Origin of the sequence: Teichococcus aestuarii (genome assembly GCF_003116135.1) — a bacterium.
Classification (GTDB): Bacteria; Pseudomonadota; Alphaproteobacteria; order Acetobacterales; family Acetobacteraceae; genus Pseudoroseomonas; species Pseudoroseomonas aestuarii.
In genome coordinates this window covers 23,072-40,343 of record NZ_PDOA01000020.1, presented here as the reverse complement: position 1 = coordinate 40,343, position 17,272 = coordinate 23,072, and the positions used below count along the sequence as shown (strand labels likewise).

The window sequence follows — 17,272 nt, the reverse complement described above, 5'->3', positions numbered from 1 at the left end:
GCGGCGTCTTCATTCTCTGAGCCAAGACCAAAACCCGGGCCTTGCGGATAGACCCTGAACCTCAACCAAGGCCAGGTTGTAGATCTCTACTCGGCCGCAGCCTTCAGGGCTTCGCGCCGGTAGCCATCCCGTGTCTGCGGCAGCTTGCGGTCCAGGAGCCGGGCGGCGATCTGCGTCCGCAGAACCTGCGCCGTGCCGCCGCCGATCGTGAACATACGCGCGTCCCGCACCATGCGCTCCAGCGGCAGGTTGCGCGAGTAGCCCCGGGCGCCGAAGATCTGCAGCGCGTCGTTCGTGACCTTGATGGCCATCTCGGAGGCCAGCACCTTGGCCTGCGCGGCCAGCAGGGGGTCAGGAAAGGGGTTGGCGCTGTTGGCCGCGTTGTAGAGCGACAGGCGGGCGGCATTGAGCTGCACCGACATGTCCGCCAGCATCCATTGCAGGCCCTGGAACTCGGCGATCGGGCGGCCGAACTGCTGGCGCGACTTGGCGTAGTCCAGGGCGTGTTCGAAGGCCCCTTGCGCGAGGCCGAGCGCCACGGTCCCGGCGCCGACGCGCTGGCTGTTATAGGCGTTCATCAGTTCGGCGAAGCCTCGGCGCCAGCCCCCGGGTGGCTGCAATGCCATGCTCACGGGGACCTCGGCGTCCTCCATGATCACCTCGCTCTCGGGAATACCGCGCAAGCCCATGGTGGGCTCCCGCCTGCCGATCCGAAAGCCTCTGGTGTCCGGCACCTCAGGGTCGCCGTGGACGATCAGGAAGCCGCCGATACCCTGTTCCTGGCCGGCCTCGTCGAAGACGCGCGCGAAAACGAGGTGCAGCTTCGAGACGCCCGCACCGGTGATCCAGTGCTTCTTGCCGTTCAGCACGTAGACATTGCCACGCTGAACAGCGGAGGTCGTCATCTCCGTCGCGGCGGAGCCGGCATCCGGCTCGGTGATGCAGATCGCGGGCTTGTCCCCGGCCAGCACGATCCGGGCGGCCAGCCTCTTCTGCTCCTCCGTGCCATAGCGCATCACGGCGGAGATGGCGCCCATGTTGGCCTCGACGGCGATACGGCCCGTGACGCCGCAGACCCGCGCCATTTCCTCGACGATGAGGACGGCGTCCAGGAAGCTGCCTCCTGCTCCGCCATATTCCTTGGGGATGGTGTAGCCGATCAGCCCGGCCTCGTTGAGAGCCCGGACATTGTCCCAGGGATAAGCTTCGGCGCGATCGGTCTCAGCAGCGCGGCCACGCACGACGGTCTCGGCAATTTCCCTGGCCAATCCCTGAAGGCGTGCCTGCTCAGGCGTCAGGTTGAGCAGCATCGGAGCGTTTCCTTGTTATCGCGGATTTCGGCCAGATTGGCACACACGACCACAAGGTAAAGCGATAAGGTTTTGCACTTAAGATAAATTAAACTCATGATAGGCTATGGGAATCCGGCATCTGAGAACCCTTGCCATGATCGCCGACAGCGGGGGCTTCAGCGCGGCGGCCGAGCGGCTCTTCATCACGCAATCGGCAGTGAGCCTGCAGATGAAGGCTTTGGAGGAGGAGTGGCGGATCACGCTCTTTGACCGGACCACCCGACCGCCGGTGCTGAACCGGCACGGCTGGACACTGGTCCACCGCGCGAGGGCACTGATCGACCAGTACGACGCGCTCAGGGCGTCCGTTCACGCGGCACCCTCAGAGCTAATCGGATCATTGCGCATCGGCGTCGTTCCCTCGGCCGCGGCGAACCTCCTCCCCCGGGTTCTGCTCCGGCTGCGGGACGTTCATCCGGGGCTGACAATTCATGCGGAGAGCGGCCTTTCAGCTGAGCTCATGTTCAAGGTCGGCCAGGGACGCCTCGACGCCGCCGTCGTGACCGCCCCGGATCGCCTGGATATCGGCTTGGCCACCGAGCTGATCCGGCAGGAGGAGCTGAAGCTCTTCGCGCATGACGATTTGGTCCTGCCGGATGTCGATGACATGCTGGCGAAGCGTCCCTTCATCCGGTTCAGCGGGGCAATGGGCGTAGGACGGATCGTGAACGAGGCGCTCCATTCCAGAAACGTTAAGGTAAACGCCATCCTCGAGCTGGATTCCATCGAGGCCATCCTCGGCATGGTCAACCTCGGGCTCGGCATCGCGATCCTGCCCGAGCACTCCATGGCACGTTGGCGAGATCATCGCCTCAACGAGCTGTCGCTCGATCCGCCGGTCCGGCGGAACCTCGTGCTCGTCGCCCGCCGCGAGTACGTCGAACTGCCAGCAGTGGGCTCCCTGCTGGAGACGTTCCGAAGCGTTGCCTTTGATGAAGGACCGTGAGGAGACCGCTGCCGGGCGATCTCCTTATGCCCCTACCCTTTTCGTCAGCCGGCTCACGGTTCAAGGCCAGCAAGAGGCTTTGCAAGGTATCCGGCCTGCCAGAACAGCCAGGCGTCGTCAGTTGCTCAGAAACGGATTGCGTGCCCGGGGATTGGATTGCCGGGCCGGAAAGGCGCTGGCGAGGTAGTCCACAATCAGCACCCGCATGTCCGGCTCCAGCGGGGTCATGTTCTGTTTCTCCACCATCCAGTCCATCAGCGCATCCCACCGCTCCCGCGTCAGCCCCGAGCGGCGGATGATCGCGGTGGAATGGCAGGCGGTGCAGTTGGCGAAGGTTTCGGCACGGCCGTGGCCGGCCGGCAGCACCTCCTCGGTTTCAGCGGGCGTCTGCACGGCCGCCAGACGGGCGTTCTCGGCCTCCGCCGCCGCCGCGCGCGCCTGTTCTGCCCGCTGCATTTCGGCAAAGGCCAGGGCGGCCGGCGTCGGTGGATAGGGGGCACGGGTCTCGGGCTGGGCCCACCAGCCGGCCTTCTGCCCGCCCAGGACGAGCACCACCAGCACCAGCAGGCCCGCAACCATTCGGCTCATCGTCACGGCGGCGTCTCAGCCCACCAGGATGGCGGCACGGCCGATGGCATTGGCGCCGTAGCCCTGCGGGTTCCAGTTGGGTGCCACATGAGGCTGCATCCGGCCTTTGGTATCCGTGGCGCGGTGCCACACCTCGAAATAGCCGTCGGAGGGCAACTCCACCGCGCCGGCCCAGCGCTGCCAGCTGTAGCGGTTCGGCGGCGGCGACAGCGCCATCTCGTGCCAGGTGGCGCCGAAATCGACGGACACATGCACCGCCCGCGCCTCGTCATCGCCGGCCCAGGCATGGCCGCGCAGGTCGACACGCCGGGTGTTGGCCGGAAGCCGCGTTCCATGCGCCAGGTTCGTCAGCACCGAGCGTACCGGCATCGAGGTCATGTCGGCGAAGGTGGCGCCGTCGTTCTGCGACCCCGGCACGATCGGCCGCACCGGCAGGCGGTAGGAGGTGCCGCCCATGCCCTGCCCCCGGTGCGGCTCGGCCAGCAGGGTAATCCGTGTCAGCCACTTCTGGGACAGAGAGCCCGGCCAGCCCGGCACGACCAGCCGCAGCGGATAGCCATGGATCTGCGGGATCGGCTGCCCGTTCATGCGGGTAGCGATGATCGTGTGCTCCTCCATCGCCTTGGCAACCGGCATGCCGCGCGAGATGGCCGCACGATCGGTGGCACCGGACAGGTGCGGGTCGGCGCCGAAGTGGCCGGTGAAGCGGGCGCTCTCCTTGGGGCCTGCGGCGCGGATCACGTCGCGCAGCCGCACACCGGTCCACTCGCAATTGCTGATGGCGCCGTTGTTCCACTGGTTGCCGCGGGTCTCCGGCACGAAGGCTGCGCGGCCATTGCCACCGCATTCCATCTGCAGCCGCATCGTCACCGCCTCGAAGCGGGACTCAAGGTCGCCGAGGCTGAGGTCGAGGGGGTTGTTCACCTCGCCATCGAGCCTGAAGCGCCACGTCTTCGGGTCGGCGGCGAAGCGGTCCGGAATCTGGCCGTTGTTGCGGATGAACATCTTGTCCGCCGGCGTCACATCGTCGTCGAGCATGATCTCGGGCGTTTCGGCCACCAGCGGCCGCTCGCCGAGCAGGATCAGCGCCACCTTGCCGTCCATCCGCAGGATCGGCGTATCGCCGGCCGACTGTGCCAGGGCGGCGGGCAACAGCCCGCCCGGCATCCGGGTCCCGAAGGGCATTGCCGCGCCTAGGGCCATGCCCACTGCGGCAAGGGACACGCCCTTCAGGGCGCCCCGCCGGCCCCAGGCCAGCGCCTCGGCACGTTCTGGATCGCTGGCAAAAAGTTCCACAAGGCTGCGCTCGGTCTTCATGGTCGCTTGTCCTCCCCCGGGCCGCGAAGCGGCGGCCTCTTGAGAGAGGGACGCGCGAGGAGGGTGTTTTAATCCCTGCCTGCTGCAGATACCCTGCGGCCGTGTCCAAGCAGCGCGACCTGCTCGCACGCCATGGCACGGCGCTGCACCGCTACGCCCGGGCGCTGGCGGGTGACCCCGACCTTGCCCGCGATCTGTGGCAGGAGGCCGCGGCGCGCGCCCTCGCGGCCCGCCCACCACGCGGCACGGAGGCGGAAGCGCGGGTGTGGCTGTTCCGCATCCTGCGCAATGCCTTCCTGGACGTTGTCCGGCGCAACCGGGTGGCACAGGATCACCGGGTGGAGGAAGAGGCGCTGGCTGGCCAGGGCTGGACCGGCGGTGACGCTGCCTTCGCGCAAGTTGCGGTTGCCCAGATGCTGGCCCGGTTGCCAGAAGCGCAACGCGAGGTGGTAGCCCTGGTGGATCTCGCGGGCTTCTCCTATCTGGAAGTCGCGGCGACGCTCGGATTGCCCAAGGGCACGGTCATGAGCCGGCTGGCCAGGGGCCGCGCTGCCATGCTGGAGGCGCTGAGCGAGAACAGGGCGGCGCCACTGCGGAGGAAGTCGGGTTGAGTGGCATGGACGAGCGCCTGAACGGCCTGCTGGACGGCGAGTTGTCGCCGGCGGAGGCTTCGGACACGGCCCGTGCCCTGCGCGATGACCCATCACTGACCGCCCGATTAGCGGATCTGGCGCGACTGAGGGCATTGACCACGGCGATCGACGCCAACCTGCCGATGCCCGGCATGCCGGTTGAACCGGCGCAGCCGCTCTGGCGAAGGCCGGCGCTGGTGGGCGGAACCTTGATCGCCCTCTCGCTGGCTGCGGCTGGTCTCGTCCTGCTCCCGGGGCGGGAAACACCCTCCCTGGCTGCCCATCGCCGCTTCTTAGCCGCAACCGCGGATACAGCCAGTGCTGCTCCCGGCCTGCCCGATTTATCCGCCGCTGGACTGCGGCTGAGCTGGATCGAGCCAACTGGCGGCGGAACCTATGCGGGCTATGTTGGCCCCCGCGGCTGCCGCCTCGGCCTCTGGCTCGGACCTCGTGGCGGCGCTCCCGTGAGTGGCAACGACGGCTGGCGCACCGAGACCGTGGAGCAGGCTGATGGCCGGGTGGTATGGATCGCTACCACGCTCAGCATGGATGCCGGCCGCTTCGCGGCCCTGGCTGAAGTTGTGCGGTCCGGTTCGGCCGCGGGAGCAACACTACTCGCTGAAGCTTCAGCATACTCTGCCTGCCTATCTTGACCGACATAGAGGCTGTCATGGACCTGCGGCCAGTCGAGCGGCTTGCTTGAGGATGATGCAGGCGAAGGCGACGAGGTGGAGATCGGCAAGAGTGGTGGCATAGCGCTCGTAGTCCTTCACCAGCCGCCGAAAGCGGCTGGCCCAGGCAAACGACCGCTCGACCACCCAGCGCCGCGGCAGAAGCACGAAGCCGCGCCTGGCCTCCGGCAACTTCACGACCTCCAGTTCGACGCTCTGCCCGGTGGAGGCCTGCACCGCCCGGGCCAGCCGCCCGACCTCAGCACGGTCATCCGTGCTGGCGGGCGTGACATGGAGAGCCAACAGATGGCCCAGCGTGCCGACTGCCAGGTGAAGCTTGGAACCATTCTTGCGCTTGGCGCCGTCATACCCCGCCCGCTCGCCGCTCTCAGGAGAGGAGCGCAGCGTCCGACTGTCCAGAATGACAGCGCTGGCCTGCGCCTTTCGCCCGGCCGCCAGGCGCAGCACCGTCCGCAGATCCTCGGCCAGAGCCTTGAAGCAGCCTGCCGCCAATCAGCGCTGGGCCTGCTGGTACACCGCAGCCCAGGGCGGCAGGTCGTTCGGCATCCAGCGCCGGGGTGCACCGGTCTTCACCACGTAGCGCAGGCCGTTGAACACCTCGCGCAAGCTGTGCTCACGCTGTTGGGCATCCTCGGACAGCAATGTCAGGTAGGGCGCCACCAACGCCCATCCGTCGTCGGAAACGTCAGAGGGGTAGGGCTTGCGGGCACTCATGCCCCGCAGCCTGATCGTGACCCACCCGCAGGTCCATAACAGCCTCTAGCCGCCGATCCCGGCTGTACGGCGCCTGGTTCAGGAGACGAGCGCGGCTTTTGCCTGGACGAACCGCCTCCGCCGCCTCGTCATCCGCTGCGAGCGCAGGCTCGACATCCATCATGCCTCCACCGCCTGCGCCCGCTCCTTCATCTGCCTCAACGCATTTCGAGGTCGGTTTGGAAAGCGCATCGAATGTCGAAATCCAACAGCAAGGACTGCGCCTGAGAAGCTTGTCCAATGTAACCCAACCATGCTAATGATAATCATTATCAACATTTGAATGCATTGCCATGAGGCTGCCTCGATGAGTCCAACCAACCACCAGACCAGCACATGGCTGGTTGTCCGTCATGGCAGCCGCCAAAGCGATGTGGCTAACGATCTGGCTGGAGTATCGTTTGGAACCCGCCCTGATGCGCTCATCAGGCAGGCAGCCGGAGCCGTGGTGCTCCTTGGCCTTTCCGTTGTCCCGGCTGCCTATGCGCAACAGGCAGCAAATCCTGATGTAGCGTCACCGGCAGCGGAGACCGGCTCTACACCTGGCGTGATCACGCTGCCAACCTTGAATGTCACGACTGACGCTGCACCGGCGGCGTTGCCGCCGCTATATGCGGGTGGCCAGGTCGCGCAAGGTGGATCGCTGGGCCTGCTGGGTGCCAGGAGCGTGCTGGACTCGCCCTTCAGCACCACCAGCTACACATCCGAACTGATCGAGAACCAGCAAGGCCGGACCGCGGCCGATACGCTGATCAATGATTCCTCCGTCCGCCTCACGACCGGCAGCAACGGCTTCGACGATACCTTCTCGATCCGCGGCTTCCAGGTCGGCAGCCAGGATGTCGGCCTGAACGGCCTGTACGGCCTGATCTCCTCCAACCGCGCCCAGGCGGCGTATATCGAGCGGATCGAGCTCCTCAGAGGGCCTGGCGCGTTCATCAACGGCATCTCGCCGGGCGGCAGCATCGGCGGCGGCATCAACATCATCACCAAGCGTGCCGGCGATCAGCCCCTGACCCGCCTGACGCCGACCTTCATGAGCGACGGCAATTTCGGCATCCAGGCCGATGTGGCCCGCCGCTACGGGGCGAACAACGAGTGGGGCGTGCGCTTCAACGGCCTGTATCGCGATGGCGAGGCTTCGATCGACGATGGCAACCTGCGCAGCGGCCTCGCCGCGTTGGGGCTGGACTACCGCGGCGACCGGCTGCGCTGGTCTGTCGACGGCATCTTCCAGCGTGACGACACGAAGAACTTCCGCCCGCAGCTCACCCTGCTGCCCACCATCGCCTACATCCCGTCTCCGCCGGACGCGCGCAGCAATTGGTATCCCGGCACCAGCCTGCGCCAGCAGGACAGCACCATAGCCACCCGGGTCGAGTACGATGTGACGGACTCGGTGACCGCCTATGCCGCCATCGGCTACCGCGACGGGTGGAATGAGCAGACCTTCCCCGACTCCCGCCCCGGCGGCGCCAATGCGCTCGGCAACTTCCCGCTCACCAATTCCTACTACGATTCCTACAGCGAGACCGTGAGCGGCACCGTGGGCGCCAATGTCCGCTTCAACACGCTGGGCATCGGCCACACCCTCAACATCGGCTATTCGGGCCTACGGCAGGAGGCGGGCAACGCCTACATCCCCTCCTCCACCGGCTATCCCTCCAACATCTACAACCCGGCGCCGCTGCCGCCCATCACCGCCCCGCGCACCGATCCGCGGCGGGCGTCACTGACGGAATTCTCGAGCCTGGCGGTGGCCGACACCCTGTCCTTCCTGAACGACCGGGTGCTGCTGACCGGCGGCGTCCGCTTCCAGAACGTGGAGGTCAACAGCTACAACACCGCAACCCAGGCGCGGACAAGCCGGTACGACGCGGATGCGACGACACCGCTCTTCGGGCTGGTGGTGAAGCCCTGGCAGAACGTCTCCCTCTACGCGAACTACGCGCAGGGCCTGACGCGCGGAACCATCGTCGGGGCTGGCTACGATAACACCGGCGAGGTCCTCGCCCCCTACAAGTCCGAGCAGTACGAGGCCGGCGTGAAGGTGGATTGGGGCCGTATCACCACCGTCGCCTCGGTGTTCCAGATCGCCCGGCCAAACTCGATCCGCACGCCCGAGAACAATCTCGCCTATGACGGCGAGCAGCGGAACAGGGGCGTGGAACTCTCCGCCTATGGCGAGGTCGTGCCGGGGTTGCGCGCCCTGGCCAGTGCGACCTTCCTCAAGCCCGAGCTGACCAACCCCACCAACCCTGCCGAGCGTGGCAACGACGCCGCAGGCGTGCCGGACAAGACCTTCTCGGGTGCCCTGGACTGGGACGTGCCGGGGGTGACCGGCCTCGCCCTGAACAGCCGCCTGATCTACACCTCGGGCGCCTACCTGAACACCGCCAATACGCTGCGCTTCGACAGCTGGACACGCGTGGATTTCGGCGCCCGCTATACGACGGAAATCTCCAACAAGCCGGTTACGCTGCGTGCCAACCTGGAGAATGCCTTCGGAGAAAATTACTGGCTCACTACCGGTAACTTCGTCACCGTAGGGTCCCCGCGTACTTTCATTGTATCCGCTTCCTTCGATTTCTAGCCTGACAGCCATATTTTAAACTGACTGTCTTGCGCAGCGGCATACATCGCTTTTCGAAACCTGCCCTGCAGTACCTTGGGGCAGATAAGGAAGCAGGCGAGCGCGGCGAAGGCATGGTGGATGTCAATCCTGCGCTCGTAGCGTATAGCTTGTCTGGTCTGCGACGGGGTCGCCCGGGTTTCCTGCAGCAGGCAGGCGCCGGCCGATGACGAGGTGGCGCTCGATGCCCGCCTGGCCGCGATCCACCGGGTTCGCGGCCTGTTCCGGCGCTCCCTCTTGGCTGCAATGGACGCGCTGCGCGGCTCCAGCCGATGCGGTCCGCATGGCGCAAGCGCCGCAGCAGCAACTCATGGTGCAGCCGGTCCCACACACCAGTCTCCTGCCAGCCCCGCCAGCAGGTGATGCCAGATCCGCAGCCCCTCTCCCGCGATATGCCGAGCGGAGAACAAAGGGGATGCCGCTCAAGGCGGCTCGGGGAGGTACCGCCGGTCGCCCGCCTTTCGTGGCTTGGATTCCTCCGGCGGTAGCAGCGGCTCGATCACCGGCCAGAGTTCATCTGAGATCAGGGGCTTCGCCCTGCCACTCAGATCTGTGCGGCCCTGCCATCTGCCCAGGTTTTGAAAGGCACCGTAAATGTTGAGTTGCGTCAACTGGCCTTTATGCGCGCATCCTGCGCCAGCTTCCGCCAGCGGGCGATATCAGCCGCGACGAAGGAGCCGAACTCCGCCATGCTCTGCGGCATGGGCTTCGCTCCTTCGAGCGCCAGGAACTTCGTGTAGCGCTCAGTCCCGATGATCTGGTTGATGGCACCGTGCAACTCCTCCCGGATGGGAGCCGGGGTCCCCTTCGGCGCCAGCACGCCCCACCAGACATCCACGGCGAAGTCGATGCCGGTCGCCTCCTTCACCGTCGGGATCTGCGGCGCGTAGCTCATCCTCTCGCTGCTGGTATAGGCGAGCACGGGGACCTGGTTGCTGGTGACGAGGTTGCTGATGGAGGCCAGCGTCGTCACCATGATGTCCACCCGCCCCGCCAGCAGGTCCGCCTGCGCGGGCGAGATCCCGGAATAGGGCACCGGCTCCATGCTCAGCCCGGCGGCGGCGTTGAACGCCTCCATGGTGAAGTGGCCCACCGCCCCCATGCCGGCCATGGCGTATTGCACCCGCCCGGCACCCTCCCGCGCCGCCCCCACCAGGGTGCGCATGTCCGGGAAGCCGTTCGGCTTGGTCACGATCAGCATGGGGGCCAGGCAGATGCGCGCCACGGGATCGAAGCTCTCCAGCGCGTCGTAGGGGGTCTTGAGATAGGTGGAGCTGGTCGCGAAAGAGGTCGAGGCGAGGAGAAACGTGTAGCCGTCGGGCGGCGAATTTGCGACGAAGCCGGCGCCGAGCGTGCTGCCGGCGCCCGGGCGGTTCTCGACGATGACCGGCTTGCCCAGCGTGCCCTGCAGCGCCTCGGCCAGCGGCCGGGCCAGCGCGTCATTGCTGCCGCCCGGCGTGTAGGGAACCACCAGGCGGATCGGCCGGTCCGGCCATTTCGCCTGGGCGGGCCGGGCCCACAGGGCAGGAAGGGCGAGGCCGGAGAGGCCGCCGATTAGGCCACGGCGGCTGATGGAGACTGTCATGGAGATCCTCCGCTGAAGGCACTTCGACAGGCAGTGCCGGCCTGTTGTGCTCTTGTACGAACAACCGTATCTAGGCTTAGAGAGACAAGTCAACCAAGCATGTCGAGAAGCAAGCTCCCGATCCGTCCCTCGCTTCCCGCCCGGGAAGCGCGCTCCGCCCCGCTCTCACCCGCGGTCAGCCAGCTGCTGTCCAGCGCCCAGCCGCGCTATGCGAGCGTGGCCGCCACCCTGGCGGGCGAGATCCTGGACAAGGGGCGGCCCGTCGGCTCGCTGCTGCCCACCGAGCAGGAACTCGCCGAGCACTTCGCCGTCAGCCGGTCCACCATCCGGCAGGCGCTGCGGCGGCTGCGCGAGCTGGGCCTCGTCGCCGGTGCCCAGGGGGTCGGCACGCGCGTCATCGCCGACCAGCCGCGCAGCGACTACGTGCTGGCGGTGCGCTCCGTCACGGACGTGATGGGCTATGCGACGCCCACCCGGCTGGAACTGCTCTCGCGCGAGACGGTGACGGCGGATGCCGCCCACGCCGCACGGATCGGCGCCGAGGCTGGCAGCCGCTGGGTGCACCTGCGCGGCCTGCGCTGGCCGGAGGACCGGAGCCGCCCGCCGATCTCCGTGGTGGACCTGCACGTGGCGGCCGAGTTCGCCGCCGTGACGACGCTGCCCGAGCTGGTGACGACGCCCGCCTACCGGCTGATCGGGCAGCGGATGGGCGTGGCGGTGGCCGAGGTGCTGCAGGAGATCACCGCCATCAGCCTGCCGGCCCCTGTGGCGGAGCTGCTGGCGGTGCCGGCCGGCTCGCCCGGCCTGCATATCCGGCGGCGCTTCCTGGCGGCGGATGGCCGGCTGCTGGAGGCCACCGAGAACCACCACGCCGCCGCGGACCGCTTCGCCTACGCGCTCCGCCTCGGCGCGCCGGAGGGCGAAGGCTAGGGCGGCCTCCTCCGCCCGGCCGTCGCCTTCGCGCGAACGGGGCGCTAGACGCTGCGGCCGCCGCCCCCGGCCAGCGCGGCGGCCTCGAGGATGGGCGCGACATCATCGACCTGGTCGATCCGCCAGAGCCGGCCGAGCACGGCCTCCGCCGCCGCGGCGCCGAGCACGGGGGCGGCGAGGTCCAGGAACTTCGCGCTGATCCCATCATCGGAGAGGCGGTTGCGGGCGCCGCCGAAGGGCTCGGGCACGTAGCGGTGCAGCCGGCGGCCGTCCCGGGTGGTCACGGTCACATGGGCGCTGCGCTTAGACGGATAGTCGGCCTCGCAGCCCGGGTCGACGACCACCGAGACGCGCCCGGCGAGGGCCAGCGTCTCCGGGTCGGCCCGGTGCGCGGCGCTGAAATCGGCGAGGCTGACGCGGCCCGCGCGCAGCGCCGTGGCGATGACGAAGGGGAAGCTCATCTGCGCCGTGGTCATCTCCGACCACCCCACCGCGCCATGCGTGGCGGCGATGGCGTAGGTGCCGATCTCGACCCGCTCCACCGCCTCCGCCGTCATCCCCTCCTCCCGCAGGATGGCCAGCACGGCATCGATGCCGGGATGGATGTGGCGGCAGCAGGCATAGGGCTTGATGTAGCAGTTGGCGACCGCGAGGAGGCTGTCCGGGTGATGGCCGCCAGCACTCATCAGGTCGATCGCCGCGCCGTCGAAGGCGCCGGTGTCACCGCCCGCATAGGCGTGGAAGAAGCCTTCCTTCATCTCCAGCGCGCCGCGCGGGGCGGGCAGCCCGGCCTCGGTGAGCAGCGCCGCCATCAGCCCCTCGCGCGCCGCATGGCCGGGATGGGTGCGCTTGACGTCGCCGCCGCCGAGGAAGGTGAACAGGCCGGCGGCATAGGAGGCGGCGGTGCCGATGGCGTTCTCCACCGCCGCGGCGTCCATCCGCATGAGGGAGGCGCCGGCGACCGCCGCGCCGAAGACGCCGGCGGTGCCGGTGTTGTGGAAGCCGCGCCAGCGGGCGCGCGGATGGCTGGCGGCGGCGATGCGGCAGCAGGCCTCGTAGCCCGCGACAATGGCGGTCAGCAGTTCTTCACCGGTCGAGTGGCGCAGGAAGGCGAGGCTGACCGAGGCCGGCACCACCACCGCGCCGGGATGCACCGAGCCCGGCCGGTGGCCGTCATCCAGCTCCAGCCCATGCGCGCTGGTGCCGCCCAGCCAGGCGGCGCTGAGGGCGTCGTAGCACTCGCCGAGGCCCGGCACCGGCACCATGCCGGCACCCACGCCCGCTGCCCGCATGGCGTTGCGTCCGGATGTGGTGGCCTCCTGCCCGGCGCCGGCGATCATGGCGCCGAGCGTGTCGATGAGGTGGCGCCGCGCGGCCTGGCGCGCGGCCTCGTCGATCGCGGCGTAGCGCAGCCCGGCGGCGAAGCCGGCCAGGCGCGCTGTGGGGCCGGCGGTGCCGGGCCGGCTGGCTGTGGCGGGGGCGAGGGGGGTGTCGAGGTCCATGCGGGCGTCTCCCATCCGGCCCCGATGGGCCATTGTCATGTTGTACGTACAACACTATAAGAACCCGAAGCCCGCCGCAAGCGCCCCGCCGGGCGCCCCGGCGGCCGGCGAGGGAGAGAAGCATGGAGCGGGATATGCCGCGGAGGGCGGGCGACGCCCCGCCGCTGGCCATCGAACGTCAGGGCCGTGTGGCGACGCTCACCTTCAGCCGCCCGCCCAACAACCACATCGACCGCGCGCTGGTCGTGCTCCTGGCCGAGGCGATGGCGGCCCTCGATGCCGATGACAGCGTGCGGGCCGTGGTGCTGGCCGGCGCCGGCCGGCATTTCTGCGCCGGCGCCGATTTCTCGGGCGGCGATTCCGGCGGCCTCGACACGCCGCCCGACGCGCCGGGCGAGACGCTCTACCGTCAGGCGGCGCGGCTGCTGCGCGGCCGCAAGCCGGTCGTCGCCGCCATCCAGGGCGCGGCCATCGGCGCCGGGCTTGGCCTCGCGGTGGTGGCGGATTTCCGCATCGGCTGCGCCGAGGCGCGCTTCGCCGCCAATTTCACCCGGCTCGGCTTCCACCCGGGCTTTGGCCTCTCGGCCACCCTGCCGCGGCTGATCGGCGCGCAGAAGGCGGCGCTGCTGTTCTACACCGGCCGCCGCATCGACGGCGCCGAGGCGCTGCGGATCGGGCTGCTGGACGAGCTGGTGCCGCAGGCCGAGGTGCTGGGCGCGGCGCAGGCGCTGGCCGAGGAGATCGGCCACTCGCAGCCGCAGGCGGTGCAGAGCGTGCGCGCCACGCTGCGCCGCGGCCTGCCCGACCTGTTCGACCAGGCCATCGAGCGCGAATTCGAGCAGCAGGTGTGGCAGCGCCGGATGGAGGATTTCGCCGAGGGCCGCCGCGCCATGGCCGAGCGCCGCCTGCCGGATTTCCAGGGACGCTGAGGGAGACCCGATGATGGACCAGACTCTCGCGGCGGATGCCCCACCGCACGCCCCCGGCCAGACGCTGGCCGATGCCCTGTTCCGCCCGCGCAGCATCGCGCTGATCGGCGCCTCGGCGGACCCGGCGAAGAACACCTCGCGCGCCCAGCGCGTGCTGCAGAAGGCCGGCTACCGCGGCCGCATCCTGCCGGTGAACCCCGGCCGGCGCGAGATCTTCGGCGAGACGGCCTATCCGGACATCCGGGACGTGCCGGGGCCGGTGGACCATGCCTTCCTCATGGTGCCGCCGCCGGCGGTGGAGCAGGCCATCGCCGGCTGCGCGGAGCGGGGCGTGCGGGTGGCCACCATCTACAGCGCCGGCTTCGCCGAGATGGGGGAGGCCGGGCGGCAACGTCAGGAGCGGCTGGTGGCGCTGGCCCGCGAGGGCGGCGTGCGGCTGGTCGGGCCCAACTGCCTCGGCCTTGTCAATGTCACCGATGGCGTGCCCATCACCAACAACGCCGCCGTCGAGGCGGAGCCGCTGGAGCCGGGGCCGCTCGGCCTGATCTCGCAGAGCGGCAGCATGATGGGCGCCCTGCTGTCACGCTGCCGCACGCGCGGCCTGTCCTTCTCCAAGCTCGTCTCCGTCGGCAATGAATGCGACCTTGGCGTGGGCGAGATCGCATCGCTGATGGTGGAGGACGCGGCGACCGAGGCGGTGCTGCTGTTCCTCGAGACGCTGCGGGACGCCGAGGCGCTGGCCCGCGCCGCGCGGCGCGCCCATGCGCTGGGCAAGCCGGTGATCGCCTACAAGCTCGGCCGCTCGGAGGTCGGGCGGCGCATCGCCGTCTCGCACACCGGCGCCATGGTGGGCGGCGACGAGCTGGCCGACACCTTCTTCCGCGAGAACGGCATCCTGCGCGTCGACACGCTGGAGGGGCTGGTGGAGCTGCCGCGCCTGGTGATGGGCCGGCGCCCGCCGAAGGGCCGCCGGGTGGCCGTGCTCACCGGCACGGGCGGCGGCGCCGCGATGGTGGTGGACCGGCTGGGCTCTCTCGGCATTGAGGTGGCGCCGCCGCCGGAGGCAATGCGGGCGCGGCTGGCGGGGCAGGGGATCGAGGTGTCGGACTCGCCGCTGATTGACCTGCCGATGGGCGGCGGCAAGGGGCAGTACACCACCGTGCTGAAGGAGATCGTGGCGGGCGAGCATTGCGACGCCGTGGTGGCGGTGCTCGGCTCCACCGCGCGGCTGCGCCCCACCCAGGTGGAGGAGAACATCCTCTCCGTCTATGACGGCAGCAAGCCGCTTGCCGTCTTCTGCGCGCCGCAGGCCGATGCGGCGCTGGCGATCTGCGACGCGGCCGGGGTCGCCGGCTTCCGCACGCCGGAGACCTGCGCCGACGCGCTGAACGCCTACCTCTCCTGGCGCGCGCCGCGCGGCCTGGAGGCGCCGGACCCGGCGGCGGCTGGCGCGCGGGCGCTGCTGCAGGACTATGGCCCGCGCCGGCTGAACGAGGCGGAGGCTTGCGCCGTCTTCGTGGCGCTGGGCATAGAGGGCCCCGGCAGCCGGATCGTGGCGGATGCGGCGGAGGCCCGCGGCATCGAGGGGCCGGCCGCGGTGAAGATCGTCTCGCCCGACATCGCCCACAAGACCGATGCGGGGCTGGTGCGGCTCGGCCTGCGCGGGCCGGAGATCGCGGCGGCCGTGACGGAGATCCTGGCACGCGCCCGCGCGGCCTTTCCCGCTGCCAAGCTGGAGGGGGTGCTGGTGGCGCCGATGCAGCAGGGCCTCGCCGAGGTGATCCTGGGCTACCGGCACGACCCGGAGGTGGGGCCCGTGGTGGTGCTGGGCCTCGGCGGCGTCACCGCCGAGCTGTCGCGCCGCACCGCCGTGCGGCTGGCGCCCGTCTCGCCGGAGACGGCACAGGAGATGATCGCGGCCATCCCCGAGCTGCGCGCCATCGAGGGCTACCGCAACCTGCCGCGCGGCGACGTGCCGGCCCTGGCGGCGGCGATCCGCGCCCTCTCGCTGCTGGCCGCGCTGCCGCGGGAGATGGTGGCCGAGGCGGAGATCAACCCGCTCATCGTGCGCCCCGAAGGTCAGGGCGCCGTCGCCGTCGATGGCCTGGTCGTGCCGGGCTGAGCGCGCCGCAGGGAAACGAGGAACGCCCATGGACATGATGATGAACGACGAGAGCCGCATGCTGCAGGATCTCGTCCAGCGCTTCGTCGAGCGCGAGCTGATGCCGCTGGAAGCCGCCGTGCTGAAGCGCGAGGCGGAGACCGGCAGCTACCGGCTGCTGCCGGAGGAGGAGGCGCCGCTGCTGGAGAAATGCCGGGAGCTCGGCCTCTGGGGCCTCGACGTGCCGGAGGAGATGGGCGGCGTGAACCTCTCCGCGCTGGACCGGCTGATGGTGGAGGAGGAGGTCTCCCGCACCATCACGCCCTTCGAGTTCCCGCCGGACAGCCCGAACCTGCACATGCTCAAGGCCGTGGCGACGCCGGAGCAGCGCGAGAAGTACATGGTCCCCTATGCCGAGGGGCGCATGAAGTCCTGCATCGCCATCTCCGAGCCCGGGGCGGGCGGCGACCCGGCGGGCATGATCACCCGCGCGGTGAAGGACGGCTCGGACTGGGTGATCAACGGCCGCAAGATCTGGGTCAGCCGCGTGCCCTATTGCGACTTCATCATCCTGATGGCGCGCACCGGCGAGGGGAAGCGCGAGGAGGGCGTCACCGCCTTCATCGTGGAGAAGGACACGCCGGGCTTCATCATCGAGCGCGAGATCGCGATGATCGGCGGCAAGAAGACCTATGAGCTGGTCTTCGAGGATTGCCGCGTGCCGGAGAGCCAGGTGCTGGGCGAGCTCGGGCGCGGCTACGCGCCGATGCAGCTGCGGCTGAACATCCGCCGCCTGCAGGTGGGCGCGCGCTGCGTGGGCATCATCGGCCGCGCGCTGGAGATGATGATCGACCAGGCCAACAACCGCGCGACCTTCGGCGTGAAGCTGGCGGACCGCCAGGCCATCCAGTGGTGGATCGCCGATGCGGGAATCCGCATGCACGCCCTGCGGCTGATGGTGCAGGCCGCTGCGAGGACACTGGATGCCGGCGGGGATGTGCGCCACGAAGCTTCCATGATCAAGGTCTTCGCCACGGAGACGGCGCAGGAGGTGCTGGACCAGGCCATGCAGTGCCACGGCGCGATGGGAATGACGCGGGAGCTGCCGTTGCAGCTTTTCTACCAGCAGGTCCGGCTGATGCGGATCTATGAAGGCCCGACGGAGGTGCATCGCATGGCGATCGCACGGCGCATGCTGAAGTCGCGCGGCAGTCGGTCCTGACCGCCAGCGCGCCGGTGCCGCCCTGGGAATGGCGCAGCAACGGCGGCACCGCGCCCCGGAGCCGCAGCAGGGGCGGCATCTCATACGAGCG

13 protein-coding genes and 2 pseudogenes are annotated in these 17,272 nt (G+C 69.2%); 8 read left to right on the top strand and 7 right to left on the bottom strand.

Annotation, left to right across the window (positions count from 1 at the left end; translation table 11 throughout):
• Window positions 1–86: 86 nt before the first annotated feature.
• Window positions 87–1,310: a 3-sulfinopropanoyl-CoA desulfinase gene (gene acdA / locus CR165_RS20200; protein ID WP_109518748.1), complete on the bottom strand. Its 1,224-nt coding sequence runs from the start codon at window positions 1,308–1,310 to the stop codon at window positions 87–89.
• A 106-nt stretch (window positions 1,311–1,416) separates the two neighbouring features.
• On the opposite strand from acdA, the gene CR165_RS20195 reads away from it, so the two are divergent.
• Window positions 1,417–2,298 (top strand): LysR family transcriptional regulator, encoded by an 882-nt coding sequence (locus tag CR165_RS20195; protein WP_109518747.1) that lies wholly within the window; start codon window positions 1,417–1,419, stop codon window positions 2,296–2,298.
• A 117-nt stretch (window positions 2,299–2,415) separates the two neighbouring features.
• Here the strand turns inward: CR165_RS20195 and CR165_RS20190 are convergent, their stop codons facing one another.
• Window positions 2,416–2,892 (bottom strand): hypothetical protein, encoded by a 477-nt coding sequence (locus CR165_RS20190; protein ID WP_146201953.1) that lies wholly within the window; start codon window positions 2,890–2,892, stop codon window positions 2,416–2,418.
• A 9-nt stretch (window positions 2,893–2,901) separates the two neighbouring features.
• Window positions 2,902–4,071 carry a sulfite oxidase gene (locus CR165_RS20185; RefSeq protein ID WP_245906615.1) on the bottom strand — a complete coding sequence of 390 codons (1,170 nt, stop codon included), beginning with the start codon at window positions 4,069–4,071 and terminating at the stop codon, window positions 2,902–2,904.
• Window positions 4,072–4,304: 233 nt separating this feature from the next.
• On the opposite strand from CR165_RS20185, the gene CR165_RS20180 reads away from it, so the two are divergent.
• Both CR165_RS20180 and CR165_RS24590 read left to right on the top strand, forming a co-directional pair.
• Window positions 4,305–4,814 (top strand): RNA polymerase sigma factor, encoded by a 510-nt coding sequence (locus tag CR165_RS20180; protein WP_181378255.1) that lies wholly within the window; start codon window positions 4,305–4,307, stop codon window positions 4,812–4,814.
• A gap of 5 nt (window positions 4,815–4,819) precedes the next feature.
• Window positions 4,820–5,488, top strand: coding sequence for an anti-sigma factor family protein (locus tag CR165_RS24590; protein ID WP_146201951.1), 669 nt, complete (start codon window positions 4,820–4,822; stop codon window positions 5,486–5,488).
• Window positions 5,489–5,503: 15 nt separating this feature from the next.
• Here CR165_RS24590 and CR165_RS20175 read toward each other — a convergent pair.
• Window positions 5,504–6,241, bottom strand: a pseudogene (locus tag CR165_RS20175) (transposase).
• Window positions 6,242–6,947: 706 nt separating this feature from the next.
• On the opposite strand from CR165_RS20175, the gene CR165_RS20170 reads away from it, so the two are divergent.
• Window positions 6,948–8,873 carry a TonB-dependent receptor gene (locus CR165_RS20170; protein WP_245906614.1) on the top strand — a complete coding sequence of 642 codons (1,926 nt, stop codon included), beginning with the start codon at window positions 6,948–6,950 and terminating at the stop codon, window positions 8,871–8,873.
• Between the two features lie 292 nt (window positions 8,874–9,165).
• On the opposite strand, the pseudogene CR165_RS26295 reads toward CR165_RS20170, so the two are convergent.
• Window positions 9,166–9,460 (bottom strand): annotated as a pseudogene (locus tag CR165_RS26295) (transposase); the annotation flags it as partial.
• 59 nt (window positions 9,461–9,519) lie between these two features.
• Entirely contained in the window at window positions 9,520–10,497 is a 978-nt protein-coding gene (locus CR165_RS20165) for a Bug family tripartite tricarboxylate transporter substrate binding protein (RefSeq protein ID WP_109518743.1), read from the bottom strand.
• A gap of 99 nt (window positions 10,498–10,596) precedes the next feature.
• On the opposite strand from CR165_RS20165, the gene CR165_RS20160 reads away from it, so the two are divergent.
• Window positions 10,597–11,427, top strand: a complete 831-nt coding sequence (locus tag CR165_RS20160; protein WP_109518742.1) for a GntR family transcriptional regulator — start codon at window positions 10,597–10,599, stop codon at window positions 11,425–11,427.
• A gap of 44 nt (window positions 11,428–11,471) precedes the next feature.
• Here the strand turns inward: CR165_RS20160 and CR165_RS20155 are convergent, their stop codons facing one another.
• Entirely contained in the window at window positions 11,472–12,929 is a 1,458-nt protein-coding gene (locus CR165_RS20155; RefSeq protein ID WP_181378254.1) for an MmgE/PrpD family protein, read from the bottom strand.
• Between the two features lie 122 nt (window positions 12,930–13,051).
• On the opposite strand from CR165_RS20155, the gene CR165_RS20150 reads away from it, so the two are divergent.
• Genes CR165_RS20150 through CR165_RS20140 form a run of 3 tightly spaced genes read left to right on the top strand, consistent with a single transcriptional unit; the run spans window position 13,052 to window position 17,181 of the window.
• Entirely contained in the window at window positions 13,052–13,858 is an 807-nt protein-coding gene (locus CR165_RS20150; RefSeq protein ID WP_219929802.1) for an enoyl-CoA hydratase/isomerase family protein, read from the top strand.
• Window positions 13,859–13,871: 13 nt separating this feature from the next.
• Entirely contained in the window at window positions 13,872–15,980 is a 2,109-nt protein-coding gene (locus tag CR165_RS20145; protein ID WP_109518769.1) for an acetate--CoA ligase family protein, read from the top strand.
• 28 nt (window positions 15,981–16,008) lie between these two features.
• Entirely contained in the window at window positions 16,009–17,181 is a 1,173-nt protein-coding gene (locus tag CR165_RS20140; RefSeq protein ID WP_109518740.1) for an acyl-CoA dehydrogenase family protein, read from the top strand.
• Window positions 17,182–17,272 lie beyond the last annotated feature (91 nt).

Excerpts from the sequence above, each read along its gene's own strand:
- CR165_RS20150 (WP_219929802.1), top strand. The coding sequence starts at position 13,052 with ATGGAGCGGGATATGCCGCGGAGGGCGGGCGACGCCCCGCCGCTGGCC.
- CR165_RS20165 (WP_109518743.1), bottom strand. The coding sequence starts at position 10,497 with ATGACAGTCTCCATCAGCCGCCGTGGCCTAATCGGCGGCCTCTCCGGC.
- CR165_RS24590 (WP_146201951.1), top strand. The coding sequence starts at position 4,820 with ATGGACGAGCGCCTGAACGGCCTGCTGGACGGCGAGTTGTCGCCGGCG.
- CR165_RS20145 (WP_109518769.1), top strand. The coding sequence starts at position 13,872 with ATGGACCAGACTCTCGCGGCGGATGCCCCACCGCACGCCCCCGGCCAG.
- CR165_RS20140 (WP_109518740.1), top strand. The coding sequence starts at position 16,009 with ATGGACATGATGATGAACGACGAGAGCCGCATGCTGCAGGATCTCGTC.
- CR165_RS20185 (WP_245906615.1), bottom strand. The coding sequence starts at position 4,071 with ATGCCCTTCGGGACCCGGATGCCGGGCGGGCTGTTGCCCGCCGCCCTG.
- CR165_RS20160 (WP_109518742.1), top strand. The coding sequence starts at position 10,597 with ATGTCGAGAAGCAAGCTCCCGATCCGTCCCTCGCTTCCCGCCCGGGAA.
- CR165_RS20155 (WP_181378254.1), bottom strand. The coding sequence starts at position 12,929 with ATGGACCTCGACACCCCCCTCGCCCCCGCCACAGCCAGCCGGCCCGGC.
- CR165_RS20195 (WP_109518747.1), top strand. The coding sequence starts at position 1,417 with ATGGGAATCCGGCATCTGAGAACCCTTGCCATGATCGCCGACAGCGGG.
- acdA (WP_109518748.1), bottom strand. The coding sequence starts at position 1,310 with ATGCTGCTCAACCTGACGCCTGAGCAGGCACGCCTTCAGGGATTGGCC.